This is a genomic window from uncultured Pseudoflavonifractor sp., from assembly GCA_904419835.1.
Classification (GTDB): domain Bacteria; phylum Bacillota; class Clostridia; order Oscillospirales; family Oscillospiraceae; genus Pseudoflavonifractor.
In genome coordinates this window covers 89,549-108,051 of sequence record CAJFTA010000011.1, presented here as the reverse complement: position 1 = coordinate 108,051, position 18,503 = coordinate 89,549, and the positions used below count along the sequence as shown (strand labels likewise).

Sequence of the window (18,503 nt, the reverse complement as noted above, 5' to 3'; positions counted from 1 at the left end):
ACTAAAGGGCTTGCCGCCTGCTCTCCACAGACAACAAGCCCTTTCGGTTGCTTGAACAATTTCTTCAAAAATATTGTCTAACTTTTTGGGGTCACTTCAGACGTGCACACGGCTCTTTTTCGTTCTTACGCCAGCTCCCGGTACATGGCGGGGGCGTCGTTCTTCTTTACGGCCTCGGACACGGCCAGTACCTCCACCCGCACGGCCTTCTCGCCAAAGCGGATCTCCAGCACGTCCCCCTCCTTCACATCGTAGGAGGCCTTGACCGGACGGCCGTTGGCGGTGACACGGGCGTTGTCGCAGGCCTCGTTGGCCACAGTACGGCGTTTGATGAGGCGGGAGACTTTAAGCCATTTATCAAGTCGCATAGGAAAACTCCTCTCTGAAAAGAGCGGCTCCGGATGCCCGGAGCCGCTCCCAGTATATGGGGAATATGGTTCCAAAAGCTCACGCCCGGATTCGGGCGGGGGAGCTCGAGGGGGCAGCCGCCCGCCTCGAATGGAATCGAATGCCCCGCAAGCCTTGCTGTGCAAGGCTTGCGGCGAGCAGCGCGAGGACTTTTGTGCCGCTGTGCGGTACAAAAGTAACGGCATTTTTGAAGGTTGCCGAAAAAGGCCATGGCCTTTTCCGGCAACCTGAGAGCGGCTCCGGATGCCCGGAGCCGCTCCATGTGGGACGAATTTACTGAGCCACGGCGTCCTTCAGGGCCTTGCCGGGCTTGAACACGGGCACCTTGGAGGCGGGAATCTCGATGCTCTCCTTGGTCTTGGGGTTGCGGCCGATGCGGGCGGCGCGGCTCTTCACCTCGAAGGAGCCGAAGCCCACCAGCTGGATCTTGTCGCCCTCGGCCAGAGCGGCGGCGATCACGTCCAGGGCGGCGTTGAGGGCGTTCTCGGTGTCCTTCTTGGAAAGGCCGGCCTTCTCAGCGGCGGCGTTAATGAGTTCGGCTTTATTCATGGTAAAAATTCCTCCTACATTCTGGCAGCGGTTCTCCGCCGCGTTTATCACTTAAAGCGTATCGCTGTTAAGCCTCGTGCTTAGCCTGCTCCCATAGCTTATCCAATTCCGCCAAATCCATGTCCTCCATGGGGCGGTTGCCCGCCAGCTCCTCCACCCGGCGGAACCGGGCGATGAACTTCTCGGTGGCCTTCTGGAGAGCGGTCTCCGGGTCCACCTTCACAAAACGGGCGGCGTTGACGGCGGAGAAGAGCAGGTCGCCCAGCTCCTCCTCCACGTTGCTGTTCTCGGCCACAGCAGCCTTGAACTCGGTCAGCTCCTCGGACAGCTTGTCCAGCGCACCGGACACATCGGGCCAGTCGAAGCCGGCCTTTTTCGCCTTTTTCTGCACCTTCTCGGCCCGCCACAGAGCAGGCAGGGAACGGGCCACGGAATTGAGGGCGTCGGTATGGGTGGCCTGGTGCTTCTCCTTGCGCTTGAGGGCATCCCAGTTGGTGAGGACCTCGCCGGTGCCGGAGACGGACACGTCGCCGAACACGTGGGGGTGGCGGTAGATGAGCTTCTTGCACACACCGTCGGCCACGTCGTTCAGATTAAAGTTGCCCTGCTCCTCCTCCATGCGGGTGTGGAGCGCCACCTGGAGAAGCACGTCGCCCAGCTCCTCCTTCAGGTGCTCGGTGCTGCCCTCGTCAATGGCCTCGGCTACCTCATAGGTCTCCTCAAGGAAATCCCGCCGGATGCTCTCATGGGTCTGCTCCGCATCCCAGGGACAGCCGCCGGGCGAGCGGAGAATCCGCACAATTTCCACCAAATCGTTCACATCATAGGAATCCTTGTACTGAAAATCTACCATACTTTGTACACTCCTGCAAGCGTTTTTTGGCCTTTTTTATCCTTCGTGACCGAAAATGAACGGGAAAGAGGTCAGCCGTCCCGCCAAACTGCGGGGCGGCTGACAAAAAGGGGCGCACGGTACCCGATTATTTAATGTGCAGAATTTTGGCGATCTTGTCACCCTTGGGCATAAGCTCCAGATCCTCCCGGGAGAGTACCCGCAGCGCCAGCACCAGGACCAGATACACCACCACGCCGACACCGATGCCGCCGATGGTGGCCAGGGAGTTGCCCATGTGGAGGAAGTTGGTCAGCAGGCCATAGGTAGCCCAGGCGGCAGCGGCCATGATGACCGAGGGCACAAAGGGCTTGAGAAAGGCCCGCAGGAAGCTGGGGGGGGCGGGGATGGAGCGGCGGATGATGAAGATCTCCAGGGCGCTGATGACGATAAAGCAGGTGAGGGTGCCCACCGGAGCGCCGTTGATGCGGATGTTGGGGTTGCCCACCAGGATGAAGTTGACCACAACCTTCACCACGCCGCCGATGATCACCGCCAGGATGGGCAGGTTGACCATGCCGTTGGCCTGGAGGATGGAGTTGCACAGCAGCTGGAGGGCCACGAAGACGGAGGCCAGGCCCAGCACGGACAGCAGGGGACCGGCCACGGACACGTCAATGGTGGGGAACAGGAGGCCCATGATGGGGCCGCCCAGGGCGAACAGGCCCATGCCCATGGGCAGGGCCAGCAGCAGGCCGATGCGCAGGGCGGACTCGCTGACCTTCTGGGCGCCCAGGTGGTCACGCCGGGCCAGGCTGGCGGACACGGCGGGGATGATGCATGCGGTGAGGGGCACCATCATGGAGAAGGGCAGGTTGTAGATGGACATGGTCTTGGAGTAGATGCCGTAGAGGCCGCGGGCGGCGTCCAGAGCCGCCTCCTTGCCCAGACCGTCCACAGTCTGGTACACGCTCTGGAGCTGGCTCATGACCAGCTTGGTGTCGATGAGGGTGACCAGAGAGGTGGCGGCGGAGCCCAGGGTGATGGGGATGGCCAGCTTCAGCAGGTTGCTGAGAATGCGCATGGAGCCGTCGGGCCGGTCGGTGGCGTGGATACGCTGACGGCGCTTCCGGTCCCGGAAGAAGAGGAACAGGATATACAGCAGAGCCACCACGCTGCCGCAGGACACGCCGATGATGGCGCCCACGCTGCCCAGCTCAGGCTTCTGGATCACGTTGACCAGGAACAGGGCCAGGGCCAGGCCCACCACCAGCTTGAAGAAGGCCTCAATGACCTGGGAGATGCCGGTGGGCATCATGTTGAAGTGGCCCTGGAAGTAGCCGCGGAAGGCGGACATGATGCACACGCACAGCACCGACGGAGCCAGGGCCATGACGCAGTACACCGCTTTGGGGTTGCTGATGACGATCTGGGCCATGGGCGCGGCCAGCACGGTCATGCAGAAGAAGCTGAGCAGGCCCAGAATCAGGAAGGTGATGAAGGCCACCCGGAAGGTGCGCTGGACCTGGTTGTGGCGGCCCAGGGCGTTGGCCTCCGAGATGGTCTTGGACAGAGCCACGGGCAGGCCGGCGGTGGAGATGGTGAGGAAGAAGTTATAGATGTTATAGGCGCTGTTGTAGTCGGCCATCACCTCGTCGGAGAGGATGTTCCCCAGAGGGATGCGGTAGATGGCGCCGATGACCTTCACCAGGATGGCGCTGGCAGCCAGAATGGCGGCGCCGCCGAAGAAGGTGCTTTTCTTTTCTGCGTTAGACAAGGGCTACATTCCTTTCACAGGACAGCCGCCGGGCGGCTGTGTTGGTTGGCGGCTCAGCCGAAGAGCAGGGGAAGGGCGTACTCCTTCACCTCGTGCTTGACCCGGTCGATGTCGATGGTGAGGAACTCCCCATCCTTGTATATGACCTTGCCGCGGCACATATTCATGGCCACGTCGCAGCCGTGGGCGGCGTACACCAGGTTGGAGATCACGTCGTGCCGGGGCATCAGGTTGATGTGGTCAAAGTCCACCAGGATGAGGTCGGCATCACAGCCTACGGCGATGCGGCCGGTGTTGCGGCCTAGGGCCTTGGCGCCGTTGACGGTGGCCATCCGCAGGGCGTCGGAGGGCAGCAGGGCCAGGGGATCGTGCTCCACGCCGTTCTGGAGCATGGCGGCGATCTTCATATCCTCAAAGAGGTCGGTGGTGTTGTTGGAGGACACGCCGTCAGTGCCCAGAGCCACGTTGATTCCGGCCTTCCGCATGCCGATGACAGGGGCCACGCCGCTGCCCAGCTTCAGGTTGGAGCAGGGGTTGTGGATGGCGGACACGCCGTGTTCGGCCATGATGGCCCAGTCGTCCTGGGTGGTCCACACGCAGTGGGCGGCGATGGCCCGCACGTCCCACAGGCCGTGCTTCTCCATCACCTGCACCGGGGTCATGCCCCAGCGGCTCAGGCACTCCTCATGTTCGGTCTTGGTCTCGGAGATGTGGATGTGCATGCCCAGGCCCTTCTCCTTGGCGTACTGGGCCACGCTGTCCCAGATCTGGGGGGCGGAGAAGGAGGTGTACTCGCCGTGGAGGCAGGCGTCAATGCGGATCTGGCCGTTGTTGTAGCCGTGCCACTTGTCCACCAGCTCCCGGGTCTCCACGCAGGAGGTCCAGGTGGAGAAGTCGGCGGCGGGGTCAAAGGCGGTGACGCCACGGGCGATGTTGGCGTTGATGCCGGCGGCGGCCACTTCCTGGCAGATCTCGTCGCAGAACATGTACATGTCGGCCAGGCAGGTGGTGCCCGACATGATCATCTCGGCCAGACCCAGGGCGGTGGCGGAATGGATGGCACGGCAGTCCCACTTGTCCTCCACCGGGAAAATGAACTTGGTCAGCCAGTCCTGGAGGTTGTTGCCGTCGCCGTATCCCCGCATGAGGGTCATGGGCACGTGGGTGTGGGCGTTGACCAGACCGGGCATGAGCACCTTGCCGGCGGCGTCGATGACCTGGCCGAAGGCCCCCTGGGGCCGCTGCGTGCCCACGTAGGAGATCTTGTCCCCCTCCACGGCCACAAAGGCCCCCTCCAGCACCGTGTTCTTCTCGTCCATCAGCACGGCGCAGGCGTTTTCAAACAGAACAGACATGGGAAAACCCCCTTAATCTCAGTATAAAGCAGGATAAAGTCGGGAAAAAACCGCGGAGACGGACGCCGGAACCCGGCGCCGTCTCCCACGGGGCGGTTATCTTACAGCTTCTTCAGGCAGGAGAGCACCAGCCGGGAGAACTTGTCCTTGCAGGCCTCGGCGGCGTCCAGCACCTCCTGCTCGCTGAGGGGCTGGTCCAGGATGCCGGCGGCCATGTTGCTCAGCAGGGTGAAGCCCAGCACCTGCATGCCGCAGTGGCCGGCCACGATGACCTCGGGGGCAGTGGACATGCCCACCGCGTCGCCGCCCAGGATGCGGGCCGCCCGCACCTCGGCAGGGGTCTCGTACTGGGGGCCGTAGCAGTAGAAGTAGACGCCCTCCCGCAGTTCAATGCCCAGCTCTGCCGCGGCCTGGCGGGCCAGATCCCGCAGTGCGGGGGTGTACAGAGAGGAGGCGTCGGGGAAACGGACGCCGAACTCGGGCAGATTCTCCCCCCGGAGGGGGGACTCGGAGAACATCTTGATGTGGTCGGTGATGAGCATCAGATCGCCGGCCTTCCAGTCGGTGCGGACGCAGCCGGCGGCGTTGGTGACAATGAGGGTGTCGGCGCCCAGCAGGCGCAGCACCCGCACGGCGTAGGAGACCTCCTCATAGGAGTAGCCCTCATAGTGGTGCATGCGGCCCTGCATCACGGCCACAGGCTTGTCCTCTAGGTAGCCGAACACCAGCTGGCCCTTGTGGCCGGGGGCGGTGGAGGCCTTGAAGTGGGGGATCTCCCCGTAGGGCACCACAATGGGGTCCTTCACCACGTCGCCCATGAAGCCCAGGCCGGAACCCAGCACCATAGCCGCCTTGGGGGTAAAGCCGCCGATTTTGGAGCGGATGTACTCCGCGCTCTCCTGATACTGGGCAAAGGTATAGTTCATACGCTTGTCCTCCTTTGTAGTGGGTGGAGCCGGGCGGAGGGGCCGCCCGGCGTGGATGGAAGGGGAAATAAACCCGCCGGACTCAGAAGGGCCGGCCGCAGCTCTTGCAGAATTTGTCGTCCCGGCCGCAGGAGGCGCCGCAGGCGGGGCACTCCTTGGCGTGCTTCAGGGCGGCGATACGGTCCTTCAGCTCGCCGATGGCGCGATTCTTCTCGTCAATCCGGCCCAGCTTTTCCTCCAGCGCAGACTGGTCGGCGGAGCGGCCCAGATGGGTGTCGTAGACCGCCTGGCCAACCTCCCGCAGCAGGGCGTTGATGTCGGTCTTCAGATCAAAAATCTTCATATTGAGCTTGGCAATGTCCACGGTCTGCCCGGCGCATTTGGCGGCATACCGGGCCGTGGCGCCCGCTGCCTCGCCCATGGTCAGTGCGGTGCCCCGCACCCGATCCAGCAGCTCTCTCACACGTTCATCCATACCGGAGAACCTCCTTTTTCAGCGTTCAGGCCATAGTATGCGGCGAGTCAGAGGTATTTTACACCAGAGGAGGGAAAAAAGCAACGGACACACGGCTGTTATCCGAGAAAAGCGTGACAAAATCTTCGCCCAGGCCGGGAAAAACGGCAGAAAAAGCCCGCTGTCCCCACTTGCGGGACAGCGGGCGGAAGAGGCGGAACGGGCAGGACGCTCAGTCGTTCTTTCCCCAGTTTTCCAGCAGGCGGGCGTACTGGTCCGCCGTGATGTGGACCTTGCCCCGGACAATGGAGAGGTAGTCCCCGTCCTGAAGCTGCTGGAGGCAGCGGTCCACGGTCTTGGCGCTCATGATAAGCTCGCTGGACATGGTCTGCCTGGTCTTGGTGACCACGGTCTCCCGGGCGGCGGCGGGGGGCGTCAGGGAGCAGTACCGCAGCAGGTAGATGGCTACCTTGTCCAGGCTGGAGCGGAAGGCGGACTTGCCCCGGTAATAGGAGCTGTCATAGGTCTTGCGGTTGCACAGGGCGGAGACCGTCCGCAGGAAGGGCAGGTCGTTGTCCAGCCAGCGGGAGACCATGGCGGCGTCGCAGCGGATCATGTCGCAGTCGGTGTTGGCCATAACGTTGGAGGCGTAGACCGGCATGTCGGCCAGCAGCTCCAGGTCGGAGAGCATGCTGGGGGCGTCCAGGGTGATAAAGCTGGACTTCTTGCCGTCCTCCGTCTCGCTGAAGGTGAGCAGCTCGCCCATGAGCAGGAACCAGGCGAACTTCACCGGCTCCTCCTGGCGCACCACCACCTGCCCGGCCGGGACCCGGACCAGGGTGCCGCTGTCCAGCAGGGCGGGGGGAACCTTGGTGAGAAATTCCGCGACTTTCTTGCTGCTCTCGCGATAGCTGGTGAGATCCATATATGCCGCCTCCAGAGAAGAGTAGAGTCAGAGTTCCGCCTCTTATTTTACATAATTACAGAGAAAAAAGCAACATGGAATTGGACAATTGGCTAAAATGGGAAAATAGAGCAGAAAACGCCTCCGCAGCCGGAAAAAGCAAAGAAAGGCGGGAGAAAGGGGGATTTTCAGACCCCATTTCTCCCGCGGATATGGGATGCCGCCGCAGCGGAACCGCGCCGCTGGAGGCAGAATGGGTTTTACGGGCCAGAGCGCCGCGCCCGCCTTGGCGGCGGACGCGGCACCCTCCGCTTACTCGGTGCGGTACCGCTTCTGGGGGATATAGACGGTGTGGAGCAGCTCGTGGGCCCGGTGGCCGCCGGGCTCGCCCAGATACTCCTTGTAGATCTGCTGGACGATGGGGTTCTCATGGCTGCGGCGGTAGGTCATGCCCTCGTCCTGGGTGTAGAGGGCCTTGGCACGCAGGGAGCGGACGTCGGTCCAGTTCCGCACGTCGGCGTGCTGGATGGGCTGGCCGCCGCCGTTGATGCAGCCGCCGGGACAGGCCATGATCTCGATGAAGTCGTACTGCATCTCGCCGGATTTGACCCCGTCCAGCACCTTCTTGGCGTTGGCCAGGCCGGAGGTGACGCACACCCGGACGGTCTTGCCGGGCAGGTCGTAGCTGGCCTCCTTGATGCCGGTCATGCCACGGACCTCGGTGAACTCCAGGGGCTTCATCTCGCCCTTGGTGACAATCTCCACCACGGTGCGCAGGGCGGCTTCCATCACGCCGCCGGAGGCGCCGAAGATGGTGGCCGCGCCGGTGGACACGCCCAGCATCTCGTCGAACTCGCCGTCGGGCAGGTTCTGGAACAGCAGGCCGGCACGGGTGATCATGCGGCCCAGCTCACGGGTGGTGAGGGACACGTCCACGGGCAGCCAGCCGTGCTGGCGCATTTCCTCACGCCGTACCTCGTACTTCTTGGCGGTGCAGGGCATGATGGACACCACGAAGATGTCCCGGGGGTTGATGCCCATCTTCTCGGCGTAGTAGGTCTTGACCAGGGTGCCGAACATCTGCTGGGGGGACTTGCAGGAGGACAGGTTGGGCACCATCTCGGGGTAGTGCTGCTCGCAGAACCGGATCCAACCGGGGGAGCAGGAGGTGATGAGGGGCAGGGTGCCGCCGTTCTGGAGGCGGTGGAGGAACTCGGTGCCCTCCTCCATGATGGTGAAGTCGGCGGCGTTGTCCACGTCAAAGACCTTGTCAAAGCCCAGACGGCGCAGGGCGGTGACCATCTTGCCCTCCACGTTGGTGCCGATGGGCATGCCGAAGCACTCGCCCAGGGTGACGCGGATGGAGGGGGCGGGGCCCACCACCACGTGCTTGGTGGGATCGTTGAGGGCGGCCCACACCTTGGCGGTGTCGTCCTTCTCCTGGAGGGCGCCGGTGGGGCAGGCCACGATGCACTGGCCGCAGGACACGCAGTCCACCTCGTTCAGGTCCCGGTCAAAGGCGCAGCCCACGTGTGTGGCAAAGCCGCGGTCGTTGCAGCCGATGACGCCCACCTCCTGGCTCTTGCGGCACACGGCGGTGCACCGGCGGCACAGGACGCACTTGGAGTTGTCCCGGATGAGATGGGGCGCGGAGTCCTCAATCTGGGGAGGCAGGTTGTCGGCGGCGTAGCGCACAGCGTCGATGCCCAGGTCCCGGGCCAGGTCCTGCAGCTCGCAGCGGCCGCTGCGGGAGCAGGTGAGGCAGTCCATCCGGTGGTTGGACAAAATCAGCTCCAGGGTGAGCTGGCGGGAGTGGCGCACCTTCTCGGTGTTGGTGAAGACCTCCATCCCCTCGCTGACCGGGTACACGCAGGAGGCCACCAGGCTCTTGGCGCCCTTGACCTCCACCACGCAGATACGGCAGGCGCCGATCTCGTTGATGTCCTTGAGGAAGCACAGGGAGGGGATTTTGATGCCCGCGTTCCGGGCCGCCTCCAGCACGGTGGTGCCGGCGGGCACGGAGACCGGGATGTTGTCGATTTTCAGATTGACCATCTTCTGTTCCATCTTGTTTCCCCTCCTTTAGCCCTTGAGAATGGCGCTGAAGCGGCAGTTATCCATACAGACGCCGCACTTGATGCACTTGCTCTGGTCGATGACATGGGGCGCGCGGACCGCGCCGGAGATGGCGCCCGCCGGGCAGTTCTTGGCGCACAGGGTGCAGCCCTTGCACTTGGCGGGGTCAATGGTGTAGCGCAGCAGGTTCTTGCACACGCCGGCGGGGCAGCGCTTCTCCACCACGTGGGCCACGTACTCGTCCCTAAAGTGCTTCAGGGTGGACAGCACCGGGTTGGGGGCGGTCTGGCCCAGGCCGCACAGGGCGCTGGACTTCAGGTGGTAGCACAGCTCCTCGATGGTGTCCAGATCCTCCAGGGTGCCCTCACCCTCGGTGATCTTGGTCAGCAGACCCAGCAGACGCTTGGTGCCGATGCGGCACACCGAGCACTTGCCGCAGCTCTCGTCCACGATGAACTCCAGGAAGAACTTGGCGATGTCCACCATGCAGTTGTCCTCATCCATGACGATGAGGCCGCCGGAGCCCATCATGGAGCCGATGGCGCCCAGGGAATCGTAGTCCATGGGGGTGTCGATGAGGCTGGCGGGGATGCAGCCGCCGGAGGGGCCGCCGGTCTGGGCGGCCTTGAACTTCTTGCCGTTGGGGCAGCCGCCGCCGATGTCCTCGATGACGGTGCGCAGGGGGGTGCCCATGGGGATCTCCACCAGGCCGGTGTTGGTGATCTTGCCGCCCAGGGCAAAGACCTTGGTGCCGGTGGACTTGGGGGTACCGATGGCGGCGAACTTCTCCGCGCCGTGGTTGAGAATCCAGGTGATGTTGGCGTAGGTCTCCACGTTGTTGAGCAGGGTGGGCCGCTCAAAGAGACCCTTGTTGGCGGGGAAGGGAGGACGGGGATGGGGCTCGCCGCGCTTGCCCTCGATGGAGGTCATGAGGGCGGTCTCCTCGCCGCAGACGAAGGCGCCAGCACCCAGGCGCAGCTCCAAATTGAAGGAGAAGCCGGAATCGAAGATGTTGTCGCCAAGCAGGCCGTACTCCTTGGCCTGCTTGATGGCGATCTCCAGACGCTTGACGGCGATGGGGTATTCGGCGCGGACGTAGATGTAGCCCTGCTGAGCGCCGATGCAGTAGCCGGCGATGGCCATGGCCTCAATGACGCTGTGGGGGTCGCCCTCCAGTACGGAGCGGTCCATGAAGGCGCCGGGGTCGCCCTCGTCGGCGTTGCAGCAGACGAACTTCACCCCGTCGGGGGAGACGGCGTCGTGGGTGAACTGCCACTTCCGGCCCGTGGGGAAGCCGGCGCCGCCGCGGCCACGGAGGCCGGAGGCCAGAATCTCGTCAATGACCTGCTGGGGCGGAATTTTTTCGGTCAGGATGCGGCCCAGGGCGGCGTAGCCGTCCACGCCGATGTACTCGTCAATATCCTCGGGGTTGATGACGCCGCAGTTGCGCAGAGCGATGCGCAGCTGGTGCTTGTAGAAAGTGGTCTCGGACAGGCTGGTGGCGGTGCCGCCCTCGTCGCTCTCCATGTGGAGCAGCCGCTGGACGATACGGCCCTTGACGATGTGCTCGGAGACAATCTCGGGCACGTCAGCCGGGGTGACCTTGGTGTAGCAGGCGCCCTCGGGGTAGATCATGACGATGGGGCCCATGGCGCACAGGCCGAAGCAGCCGGTCTTGACTACCTGGGCCTCCTTGGCCATGCCCTGGGCCTCCAGCTCACGCTCAAAGGCCTCGATGATCTTCAGGCTGTTGGAGGAGGTGCAGCCGGTGCCGGTACAGACCAGGATGTGGGATCGAACCAGATTCATGCCGCATACCCTCCTTTATTCCGCCGCGCCGATGGTGTACTCGGTCACCACCTGGCGGTTGACCAGATGGTCGGCCACAATTCTGGGCACCATCTCGGGCTTGAGTTTGACATAGGTGACCTTCTCCTCACCGGGGACATACACCTCGGCGATGGGCTCCAGCCGGCACACGCCGATGCAGCCGGTCTGGGTGACGGTGACGTCCTTCAGCTCCCGCTTGTTGACCTCCTCCAGGAAGGCCTCCAGGACGGGCCGGGCGCCGGCGGCGATGCCGCAGGTGGCCATGCCCACCACCACGCGGATGGTATTCTCATCGGACTCCCGCAGACCCACCTGCTTCTGCATGCGGTCGCGGATGGCCTTCAGTTCTTCCAGGCTTTTCACAAATTCATCCCCCATTCAAACAAGTTGACTTCCGCCCGGGCGGGGCACACCCCGCCGGACTGCCGCCGGCACGGGGAGACCCCGCCGCGGTCCTGTCAGCGGGATGGCAACATCCCGCGCCGTGATCAAACGCTCTGCTCCAGCTCCTCCAGATAGCTCCGCATCCACATGGCCACCTCCGGCTCAGCCAGGGAGATGTCCTCCCCCAGCACGGCGCGGATCTCGCGGGTGTCGAAGGTGAAGGAACCCCGTGGCGTGGCGTGGGTGTAGACGGTATTCACCTCGGGCGCGCCCTGGACCAGCAGGGCAACCGTGCCCGCCATGTCGCCCAGGGGCGGGCAGTCGATGTGTCCGCTGCAAAACCGGGCGGTTACCGTGGTACCCGCGCCCACCGCGCTCTCAATGGCCAGGCTGCCGCCGGTCTGCTCCGCCGCCATGCGGAGCAGGGGCAGGCCCAGGCCCACCTTGCGGGTGGTGCGGGTGGTGGTAAAGGGGTCGGTGACCGACGAGAGGAATTCCGGCGTCATGCCCCGGCCGTTGTCCCCGATGACCAGGGTGAGCTGCCCGTCCCCCTCGGTCAGGGACAGCTCCAGCTCGGTGCATCCGGCGGAGATGGAGTTCTGGGCAATGTCCAGAATGTGAAGGGAAAGCTCTTTCATCATTCCGCCCTCCCTGGGGCTGGCTGATTTGTCACGCCTCGCGCCCTCCGCGACGGCACACTGCTCACCGCTCCGCCGAAAATGCCGCCGGCTTCGCCGGAGTGTTTTTCAGTCTGCGCGGTTCGCTGTGCGCCTGCTCCCGGGCGCTCAGCGCTTCTTGTCACGCTTCGCCTGCTCGCGACGCGGTTCTAAGTCGCTTCAACTGCGCAAGCCGGCCTCCGGGCCTCGCGGCCCTGTGATCCGTTTGCTCCGTTCCGCGTCTTAGCCCGCTGCTCGCGACGGCTCAGCGCTCCTTGTCACGCTTCGCCTGCTCGCGACGCGGTTCTAAGCCGCTTCAACTGCGCAAGCCGGCCTCTGGGCCGACGCGGTTCTAAGCCGCTTCAACTGCGCAAGCCGGCCTCTGGGCCTTGCGGCCCTGTGGTCCGTTTGCTCCGTTCCGCGTCTTAGCCCGCTGCTCGCAACGGCTCAGCGCTCCTTACTCATATTTGTCTAAGATAGGTCCCACCTGGTCGGGGGTGAGGCGGCCGTACACGTCGGAGCCCACCATCATGACCGGGGCCAGGCCGCAGGCGCCCACGCAGCGGCAGGCATCCAGGGAGAACTTGCCGTCCGGGGTGATGGAGCCGGGGCGGATGCCCAGCTTCTTCTCCACAGCGGTGAGAATGTCCGCCGCGCCCTTGACGTAGCAGGCGGTGCCCAGGCAGACGGAAATCTGGTACCGGCCCTTGGGATTCATGGAGAACTGGGCGTAAAACGAGGCGACGCCGTAGACCTCGGAGAGGGGAATGTCCAGCCCCTCCGCGATCATGATCTGGACCTCTTCCGGCAGATAGCCGAAGATCTCCTGCGCGGCCTGGAGCACGGGCATGGTGGAGCCGGGCTGCCCCCTGTGCTCGGCGATGACCTGGCGCAGCCGCTCCTCCTGCTCAGGCGTTCCGTTGTAGGGCACAACGGTCTTGCAGTTTGGCATGTAGGTATCCTCCTTTTCGTATAGGTTCTCAATGGAAAATTTAAATTAAACCTAATATTTGTTTATTATATCTAACTTTTTTGAAGGGCGCAAGAGGGAATGTGGACAAATGTCAAAATAGTGCTGCAAAAGGACTGGAATTTTAAGGTGACAGAGGGCGGAAGGCATTGAAATCAGGGCGCTTGAGCCAGTTGAGCAGGGCGGCCGGATTTTTTTCGGGCAGCGCGACCTGCTGGCAGGCGTCCATGATCTGGTCCAGATAGTGGGCGTCCGAGGCGGTGAACACCGGCAGGCCCTTCAGGTCGGGCCGGTCCAGAAAGCCGGGGGGGCAGGCCCGGGACACCTCCGCGAAGGAGAAGCCCAGCTCCGGGTCCCACAGGCCCAGGTTGGAGATGAGAGAGAAGGAGGGGCGGTCGATGTGGGCGGGCCAGCAGGCCCCGCCCAGACCAGCCACCAAGCCGGGCACCTCGTAGATGCCAATGCTGGTGGCAGCGGAGAGCATCCGCCGCTCCTCGCCCAGCACCGCGTCCCCGCTGTCCATCTTCACCTGGGGACCAAAGGCCCGGGGGTCGTTGTCCAGGGGCGGCAGGCGGCGGAACACCTCGGCCTCAAAGGCCCGGGCGGCATCCAGCTCCCCAAACACGCACACCACGTGGACCTCCTCGGCGGTGGTCAGTTCCATCCCCGGCAGAGCGATGACGCCGTACCGCGCCGCGGCCTCACAGAAGGCGGCGCAGTTGCCCACTGTGTTGTGGTCGGTGAGGGCGGCGGCCTCAATGCCGGCCAGAGCGCACATCCCCGCCAGGTTGGCGGGGGTATTGTCCTCAGAGCCGCAGGGCGACAGACAGGAGTGGAGATGCAAATCAAAAGTAAGGGTTGGGATAAAACTCACCGCCTTTCAGCAGCCGGAGGGCAACACCTGTCTGTCGCCCTACCAGGCGTTTTGCGGAGCAAAACCCTGATGCCGGGCGGATTCACTCCGCCCGAGCAGATAAAAAGAACGGGGCCCCCGCCCGGCCATGGCCGGGTGGGGCGAGAGACAGGAGTGGAGATGCAAATCAAAAGTAAGGGTTGGGATAAAACTCACCGCCTTTCAGCAGCCAGAGGGCAACACCTGTCTGTCGCCCTACCAGGCGTTTTGCGGAGCAAAACCCTGATGCCGGGCGGATTCACTCCGCCCGAGCAGATAAAAAGAGCGGGGCCCCCGCCCGGCCACGGTCGGGTGGGGCGAGAGACAGGAGTGGAGATGCAAATCAAAAGTAAGGGTTGGGATAAAACTCACCGCCTTTCAGCAGCCGGAACAGGGCGGATGGCCGTCACAGCAGGCCGTTTACCGCCGCGGCCAGGGCAAAGGTGCCCTTGTCGGAGCCCAGCAGGTTGACCTCCTGCTCCCTGGCGCGGGACAGGAGAGCCTCGTCGGGGGCGACCCCCTCGGAGAGGATGACGCAGGCCACGTCGGCCATCAGGGCCACGGCGGCCACGTTCTGGTTGGACATAATGGTGATCCAGCAGTCCCCGGCGCTGGCCCGGCCCATGACCCAGCTGAGCAGGTCGCCGGCGTAGCCGCCGGTGACCGGCACGTCGGGGGCGGGAAGGGCAAATTCCGTCAGGGACAGGGTTTCGGACAGCTCTTTGACAGTCATGGGAACAACCTCGCTTTCTGGCATAGCAACTTCATGCGCTTGGGCCGTGCCGCTGAAAGAGCGGCACATGGCCAATTTTGCTATGCTTTTGCATAGCAAAATTGGGGGGCTACTTCCTGCGCCCGTGGGGCGGCGGCTCCTTCTTGTGGCGGAAGGGGGCGGGCAGGTACTCGTCGGCGTCGGAGGAGCCGGCCATGTACTGCATCCGCTCCCGCATCTTGAAGATGCAGTCCTCCTCGCTGGCCCGGCCCAGCACCACGTCCTCGGCAAAGGCCCGGCAGGAGGGGGCGCCGCAGGAGCCGCAGTGGAGGCCGGGAAGCTGCTGCTCCAGGGCCTCGATTTTGGCCAGCTTCTCCATGGCCGCCGCCCGGTCCTCGTCCAGCACGAACACGGGGACATACTGCAATTCATAGTCAAACTTCACCACATCCCGGTCCTCTCCCCGGAAGGTGAACCGGTTGCGGGACACGGGCAGGCCCTTCATCAGCTTTTTGATGCGCATCCGGGCGCCGTAGGGGTTCTCCACCGTCAGGCAGCCCCCCACGCACCCCTGGACACAGGCGTTGAGCTCAATGAAGTCGGCCTCGGGCAGGCGGCCGTCCTCAATCTCCTCCAGCATGCGGATCACGTTGGAGATGCCGTCCACCGCCACGTACCGCTCGCCCATCCGGGCGGCGGACTCGCCGCCGCAGTAGGCCCAGCCCACGCCCATGATGCCCGAGGAGGACAGGGGCCGCAGCTCCTGACCCCGCAGCTTCTTCATGGCGCTCAGCAGGCGCAGGTACACGTCCCGGATGGCGAAGGCCCCGTCCAGCACCGGGCGGTTGAGCCCGTCGGGGGTGAGGGCGGCGGTGACCTTGGAGGAGCAGGGCACGATGGAGAACACCCCGATTTCCTCCGGCTTCAGGCCGGTCTTCTCCACCGCCTCACGCCGGGCCAGAATGGCGGCCAACTCCACCGGTGTGATCACCGGCGCGATGTTGGGGATGAGCTTGGGAAAGCGCATGCGGATGAGGCGCAGCACCGTGGGGCAGGCAGAGCTGATCTGGGGCATGACCCGCTCCACGCCGCCGGTGATGCACTGGCGCTGGTAGTCGCTGACCAGCTCGGCGGCCTTGGAGACCTCGTACACGTCGTGAAAGCCGATCTCCAGCAGGCCGTTGAGGATGATGTCAATGTCGTCCATGTTGTGGAACTGGCCGTAGAGGGCCGGCTCCGGCAGGGCCACGCAGTAGCGGAATTTCTTCAGCATGTCCAGCGGGTCGCTGATGGACTTGATGGCCTTGTGGGGGCACACCTGGATGCACACGCCGCAGTCGATGCAGCGGGCGTTGAGGATGGCGGCCTTGCCGTTGCGCACCCGGATGGCCTCGGTGGGGCAGCTCTTGATGCAGGTGGTGCAGCCCCGGCAGCGCTTGTACTCCAGGACAACAGAGTGCTTCAATTCATTCACCTCCGAAGGTTGGGGAGCTGATATCCCCCGGCGGAAAGCGGGGCGTTACAGGTTGAACCGCATGGTCACAGTGGTGCCCACGCCCAGGGTGGTGTCGATCTTCATCTCGTCGGAGTAGCGCTTCATGTTGGGCAGGCCCATGCCGGCGCCGAAGCCCAGGTCCCGGGCGATCTCGCCGGCGGTGGAGAAGCCCTCCTCCATGGCCTGGTCCACGTCGGGAATACCGGGGCCGGAGTCGATCATACGGATGGTGATGTGGTCCATGGCGATCTCCACCTCGGCGCGGCCGCCGTCGGCGTGGATGACCATGTTGATCTCCCCCTCATACATGCAGATGGCCGCCCGGCGGATGGTCTCCTGGGGCAGATCCAGCTTTTTGAGGGTCATTTTCATCTTGCTGGAGGCCTCGCCGGCGCTGATCAGGTCGCCGCCCTCCACGTGATAGGTCAGTTTGATGGGCTCCACAGCGTCAGTCCCCCCTCAGTCCGTTGAGATAGAGCAGCCCGCAGGCGTCGTACATCCGCTTGGGCGAGCGCATGACCACGATGTCCCGGGCCTTGGCCAGCTTCAGAATGGCCTCGTCCGGCGTCTTGCCCCGGACAAAGACAATGCACTTCATGTCCAGCATCTCGGCCGTGCGCACCACCTGGGGGTTGACCAGCCCGGTGAGCAGCAGGGCCTGATCCTTTACATAGGCCAGCACATCGCTCATAAAGTCGCTTCCGCAGGCGGCCAGGACCTCCCGGTCCAGATGCTCTTCACCGGAGAGCACTGTGGCGTCCAGAATCTCTCTGATGGCGCTGAGTTTCATAGGCGAGCCTCCGTTCTAAGCCGTAGTCGGCAGAGTGACAGAAAATTTTCTTCAATCATTATAACATGCTGGTAAAAAAAGCGAAAGCAATGTTGTAAAATTCACAAAGACCCGGGGGAGGTGTCCACCGGTTTTGGACGTTTGTATCATTGACAGGGACGGTGCCCTGGGCTATAATAGTTTCAATACTTTATCGGACTAAAGCAACGGCCACGGAGTGCCGTGGCCTCACAGAAGGGCCGCGGTCTTCTGCGGCCGTTTTTCGTCCCTTGAGTATGCCGTGTGCCCGGCGGGCGGACGGCAAAACACATTTTAGGAGGGTGTCCAATGTCAGATCGCGTGTACAATTTTTCCGCAGGTCCGTCCATGCTGCCGCTGGAAGTGCTTCAGCGCGCCGGTGCCGAAATCACCAACTATCAGGGATCAGGCATGTCAGTGATGGAGATGAGTCACCGATCTAAGGTTTTCCTGAAGATCTTTGAGGACACCCAGGCGCGCTTCCGCAGGCTGTTCCAGGTGCCCGACAACTACAAGATCCTCTTCCTCCAGGGCGGCGCCTCGGGTCAGTTCTCCATGGTGCCCCTGAACCTGATCGGCAGGACCGGCAAGGCCGACTACGCCGTCACCGGCAACTTCTCCAATATCGCCTACAAGGAGGCCCAGAAGTACGGCCAGATCAGCCTGGCCGCCTCCTCCGCCGACAAGAACCACACCTACATCCCCACCCAGGACCAGCTGAAGCTGGACCCTGAGGCCAGCTATTTCTACTACTGCGCCAACAACACCATCTACGGCACCGAGTGGCAGTATGTGCCCGACACCGGGGACGTGCCCATTGTATGCGACATGTCCTCCGACATTCTCTCCCGCCCGGTGGATGTGAGCAAGTACGGCATTATCTTCGCCGGCGCCCAGAAGAACATGGCCCCCGCCGGCCTGACCGTGGCCATCGTTCGGGAGGATCTGGCCGGCCATGAGCTGCCCTGCACCCCGCTGATGATGAACTACAAGACCATGATCGACAAGGACTCCATGTACAACACGCCCCCCTGCTGGTGCATCTACATGCTGGGCCTGGTGCTGGAGTGGTTGGAGGGCCAGGGCGGCGTGCCCGGTATGGAGGCCATCAAGCACGGCAAAGCGTCCATGCTCTATGACGTCATCGACAACTCCCGGCTGTTCACCTGCGCGGTGGAGAAGGACTCCCGCTCCGACATGAACGTGGTCTTCCGCACCGGCAGCGACGAGCTGGACGCCAAGTTTGTCAAGGAGTCCACCGCCGCCGGCTTCACCAACCTGAAGGGCCACCGATCCGTGGGCGGCATGCGGGCGTCCATTTACAACGCCATGCCGGTAGAGGGCGTGGAGAAGCTGTGCGACTTTATTAAGGCCTTCGAGCGTGCGAACTAAGCCCGCAGTACGCCCACGGAACCAAGCGTTTTGCCCCTTTGGGCAAAACCTTGATGCCGGGCGGATTCACTCCGCCCGAGCAG

The 18,503-nt window shown here is 63.5% G+C and carries 19 protein-coding genes; 1 reads left to right on the top strand and 18 read right to left on the bottom strand.

The genetic code is table 11. From position 1 onward, the window contains the following. Positions 1-125 precede the first annotated feature (125 nt). From QZY67_RS03550 to QZY67_RS03465, 18 genes are all read right to left on the bottom strand, one after another. Entirely contained in the window at positions 126-368 is a 243-nt protein-coding gene (locus QZY67_RS03550; protein ID WP_006573264.1) for an RNA-binding S4 domain-containing protein, read from the bottom strand. 313 nt (positions 369-681) lie between these two features. Then, positions 682-957: an HU family DNA-binding protein gene (locus tag QZY67_RS03545; RefSeq protein WP_148319785.1), complete on the bottom strand. Its 276-nt coding sequence runs from the start codon at positions 955-957 to the stop codon at positions 682-684. 67 nt (positions 958-1,024) lie between these two features. Continuing rightward, the gene (mazG, locus tag QZY67_RS03540) at positions 1,025-1,810 is read right to left on the bottom strand and encodes a nucleoside triphosphate pyrophosphohydrolase (RefSeq protein WP_295368579.1); all 786 of its coding nucleotides are present in this window, start codon (positions 1,808-1,810) and stop codon (positions 1,025-1,027) included. A 127-nt stretch (positions 1,811-1,937) separates the two neighbouring features. After that, complete coding sequence (locus tag QZY67_RS03535; protein WP_295368578.1) at positions 1,938-3,566, bottom strand: polysaccharide biosynthesis protein; 1,629 nt, start codon at positions 3,564-3,566, stop codon at positions 1,938-1,940. A gap of 53 nt (positions 3,567-3,619) precedes the next feature. Next, positions 3,620-4,921, bottom strand: a complete 1,302-nt coding sequence (locus QZY67_RS03530) for an amidohydrolase (protein ID WP_295368576.1) — start codon at positions 4,919-4,921, stop codon at positions 3,620-3,622. 101 nt (positions 4,922-5,022) lie between these two features. Beyond that, positions 5,023-5,847, bottom strand: coding sequence for a purine-nucleoside phosphorylase (locus QZY67_RS03525; protein ID WP_295368575.1), 825 nt, complete (start codon positions 5,845-5,847; stop codon positions 5,023-5,025). 82 nt (positions 5,848-5,929) lie between these two features. Further along, positions 5,930-6,322: a zinc ribbon domain-containing protein gene (locus QZY67_RS03520; protein ID WP_295368574.1), complete on the bottom strand. Its 393-nt coding sequence runs from the start codon at positions 6,320-6,322 to the stop codon at positions 5,930-5,932. A gap of 211 nt (positions 6,323-6,533) precedes the next feature. Next, positions 6,534-7,226, bottom strand: coding sequence for a Crp/Fnr family transcriptional regulator (locus QZY67_RS03515; protein WP_295368572.1), 693 nt, complete (start codon positions 7,224-7,226; stop codon positions 6,534-6,536). A 291-nt stretch (positions 7,227-7,517) separates the two neighbouring features. Next, on the bottom strand, positions 7,518-9,272 hold the full coding sequence (locus tag QZY67_RS03510; protein ID WP_295368571.1) for an NADH-dependent [FeFe] hydrogenase, group A6: 1,755 nt from the start codon (positions 9,270-9,272) through the stop codon (positions 7,518-7,520). A gap of 15 nt (positions 9,273-9,287) precedes the next feature. Then, the gene (locus QZY67_RS03505; RefSeq protein ID WP_295368570.1) at positions 9,288-11,090 is read right to left on the bottom strand and encodes an NADH-quinone oxidoreductase subunit NuoF; all 1,803 of its coding nucleotides are present in this window, start codon (positions 11,088-11,090) and stop codon (positions 9,288-9,290) included. 15 nt (positions 11,091-11,105) lie between these two features. Beyond that, positions 11,106-11,474, bottom strand: a complete 369-nt coding sequence (locus tag QZY67_RS03500) for a (2Fe-2S) ferredoxin domain-containing protein (RefSeq protein ID WP_294533003.1) — start codon at positions 11,472-11,474, stop codon at positions 11,106-11,108. 125 nt (positions 11,475-11,599) lie between these two features. Continuing rightward, complete coding sequence (locus QZY67_RS03495; protein ID WP_295368568.1) at positions 11,600-12,136, bottom strand: ATP-binding protein; 537 nt, start codon at positions 12,134-12,136, stop codon at positions 11,600-11,602. Positions 12,137-12,608: 472 nt separating this feature from the next. Continuing rightward, positions 12,609-13,103, bottom strand: a complete 495-nt coding sequence (gene nuoE, locus QZY67_RS03490) for an NADH-quinone oxidoreductase subunit NuoE (protein ID WP_295368566.1) — start codon at positions 13,101-13,103, stop codon at positions 12,609-12,611. Positions 13,104-13,245: 142 nt separating this feature from the next. Then, positions 13,246-13,995 (bottom strand): PHP domain-containing protein, encoded by a 750-nt coding sequence (locus tag QZY67_RS03485; protein WP_295368564.1) that lies wholly within the window; start codon positions 13,993-13,995, stop codon positions 13,246-13,248. Positions 13,996-14,419: 424 nt separating this feature from the next. Continuing rightward, complete coding sequence (locus QZY67_RS03480; RefSeq protein WP_295368563.1) at positions 14,420-14,746, bottom strand: DRTGG domain-containing protein; 327 nt, start codon at positions 14,744-14,746, stop codon at positions 14,420-14,422. Positions 14,747-14,855: 109 nt separating this feature from the next. Continuing rightward, positions 14,856-16,199 carry a [Fe-Fe] hydrogenase large subunit C-terminal domain-containing protein gene (locus QZY67_RS03475; RefSeq protein WP_295368561.1) on the bottom strand — a complete coding sequence of 448 codons (1,344 nt, stop codon included), beginning with the start codon at positions 16,197-16,199 and terminating at the stop codon, positions 14,856-14,858. 45 nt (positions 16,200-16,244) lie between these two features. Beyond that, positions 16,245-16,664 carry an ATP-binding protein gene (locus QZY67_RS03470; RefSeq protein WP_295368560.1) on the bottom strand — a complete coding sequence of 140 codons (420 nt, stop codon included), beginning with the start codon at positions 16,662-16,664 and terminating at the stop codon, positions 16,245-16,247. A gap of 4 nt (positions 16,665-16,668) precedes the next feature. After that, positions 16,669-17,010, bottom strand: a complete 342-nt coding sequence (locus QZY67_RS03465) for a DRTGG domain-containing protein (RefSeq protein WP_295368559.1) — start codon at positions 17,008-17,010, stop codon at positions 16,669-16,671. 327 nt (positions 17,011-17,337) lie between these two features. Between QZY67_RS03465 and serC the strand changes: the two genes are divergently transcribed. Continuing rightward, positions 17,338-18,420: a 3-phosphoserine/phosphohydroxythreonine transaminase gene (gene serC / locus QZY67_RS03460; protein ID WP_295368556.1), complete on the top strand. Its 1,083-nt coding sequence runs from the start codon at positions 17,338-17,340 to the stop codon at positions 18,418-18,420. The last annotated feature ends 83 nt before the right edge of the window (positions 18,421-18,503 follow it).